The organism is Variovorax sp. dw_954, from assembly GCF_018449755.1.
GTDB lineage: Bacteria > Pseudomonadota > Gammaproteobacteria > Burkholderiales > Burkholderiaceae_C > Variovorax.
On the sequence record NZ_JAAVVD010000078.1, the window covers coordinates 1 to 2,108 of the forward strand.

Consider the following 2,108-nt stretch of genomic DNA (forward strand, 5'->3'; position numbering starts at 1 on the left):
TCAGCGACACACGCCTCGTCCGCGCCAACGCACCGATCCGCATTGGGACAGGCACAACGGAAAGTGCATCAGAGCCTCCGTGCATGAGGCCTGGCCAACAGCGCCCCGGCCATCAAAGGCAACGCGCAAGGCGACTCAATCCACCTTCGCCCCCGACACCTGCACCAGCTTCTGGATCATCGGCCCGCTGGCCTCCAGATTCTTGCGGAACTCGGCCGAGCTGTTGCCCATGGCCACGAGCCCGTAGGCCTGGAAGCGGGCCTTCATCGCGGCGGTCTGCACGGCTGCGCGCGTTTCCTTCTCCAGCCGCGCGAGGATGGCCGGCGGCGTCTTCGCCGGCGCGGTCAGCATCACGCCGCCCAGCGGCTTGAACTCCTCGTCGGTGAAGCCGGCCTCGGCCATCGTCGGCACGTTGGGGAGTTCCGGCAGGCGCTTCTCACCGATGATGGCCAGCGGGCGCAGGCTACCGCTCGCGATGTGCGGCGCCATGGTGCCCAGCGTGCCGATGCCCATCGGGATCTGCCCGGCGATCATGTCCTGGATCATCGGCGCCTCGCCCTTGTAGGCGACGTGCGTCATGTCGAGCTTGCGCGATTCGCTCAGGTGCGCGTTCAGCAGATGGCTCGACGAGCCGACGCCGAAGGAGCCGTAGTTGACCTTGCCCTTGTTGGCTTGGGCCCAGGCCACGAATTCCTTCATGTTGCGCGCGGGCACATCCTTGTTGACCGCGAACACCAGGCTGGCCGAGCACAGTTCGGTGATGAAGGCGAAGTCGCGGCGCACGTCGTAAGGCACCTTCGCGAACATGTACTGCGCGTAGTAGATCGGCGTGGCATGCGACAGGAACAGGGTGTAGCCATCCGGCTGCGCACGGGCCACGAGCGCGGCACCGAGCATGCCGGAGGCGCCCGGCTTGTTGTCCACGATGACAGTCTGCTTGAGGCTCTTGCCGAGTTCGTCGGCCAGCACGCGGGCCAGCACGTCGGTGGCGCCCGCGGGCGGCGCGGGCACGACGATCGTGATGGGGCGCGCCGGATAGTCCTGGGCCAGGGCGTGCGTGCCGCAGGCGAGCGCGGCGATGGCGATGAATGCCTTGCCGATGAGGTTGCGCATGGTGGTCTGTCTCCGTTTTGTGTGATTCGTTCAGCGCGTGGTGGCGATGTGCGGGCCGGGCTTGTCGGCGAACAGTTCGTCCACCAGATGGGCGCGGCGCGCGCGCGTGGTGGACTGGTTGACGTAGCCCTTGTCGGCGATCTCGTTGGCGTCCATCGAGGGCGGCTCGGCCATCAGCATCAGGCGCTCGACACGCAGGCTGGCGCTGCCGCCGTCCTTGCGCAGGCATTCGCCCAGGGCCGCGACGAGGGCGGGGTGGGTCGACAACGCGGAGGCGTCGAGACCGGCGAGTTCCGGCAGCAGGCGCTGACAGGCGGCCACGTTGGGCCACGCGAGCGCGGCGACATGGTGCTGGTCATGCCCGCAGATCACGGCATCGGTGATGAGCGGCGCGCAGCGTTCGATGAGGCCCAGTCGGATGGAGCCGGTGCGCACCCAGGTGCCGTTGACCAGCTTGAAGTCTTCTGCCACGCGGCCATCGAAGCGCATGCCCCTGGCCGGGTCGTCCATGTCGACGAGGCGCACGGCGTCGCCAAGCTTGAAGAAGCCTTCCTCATCGAAGGCGGCCGCGGTGAGGTCTGGCCGCGCCACGTAGCCGCTGAAGTTGTGCGCGCCGCGCACGCGGATCTCGTAGCGGTCGCCGTCCAGCGGCACCAGCTTGATCTCGGTGCCGGGCCCCGGCGCGCCGATGTTGGCCAGGTCGTCGCTGACCCAGGCGCGGTAGGTGCCGACGCCGGTGGTCTCGGTCGAGGCCAGCCCCGTGCCGAACACGATGCGCTCGCCGACGGTGCGCTCGGCCACGCGCTGGATGCGTTCGTTGACGTCCTTGGGCAGGCTGGCGCCGCCGTAGCCGAAGTTGACGACGCGGGCGAACACGCTGCGGGCGAGTTGCGGATCGCGCTCCAGTTCCGCCGCCAGCATCGTCCATGCGGAAGGCACGGAGGTCAGCAAGGTCGGCGAGATCTCGCGCAGGTTGCGCACCGTGCGCTCGAACA

Annotated in this window: 2 protein-coding genes; both read right to left on the minus strand. The window is 68.5% G+C overall.

What is annotated here, in order from left to right; translation table 11 throughout:
- Positions 1 to 135 precede the first annotated feature (135 nt).
- Complete coding sequence (locus HB681_RS37535) at positions 136 to 1,113, minus strand: tripartite tricarboxylate transporter substrate binding protein (RefSeq protein ID WP_213959972.1); 978 nt, start codon at positions 1,111 to 1,113, stop codon at positions 136 to 138.
- A gap of 30 nt (positions 1,114 to 1,143) precedes the next feature.
- Positions 1,144 to 2,108, minus strand: a 965-nt coding sequence (locus tag HB681_RS37540) for an AMP-binding protein (RefSeq protein ID WP_213959973.1), incomplete at its 5' end; no start/stop codon positions are given.

Excerpts from the sequence above, each read along its gene's own strand:
- HB681_RS37535 (WP_213959972.1), bottom strand. The coding sequence starts at position 1,113 with ATGCGCAACCTCATCGGCAAGGCATTCATCGCCATCGCCGCGCTCGCC.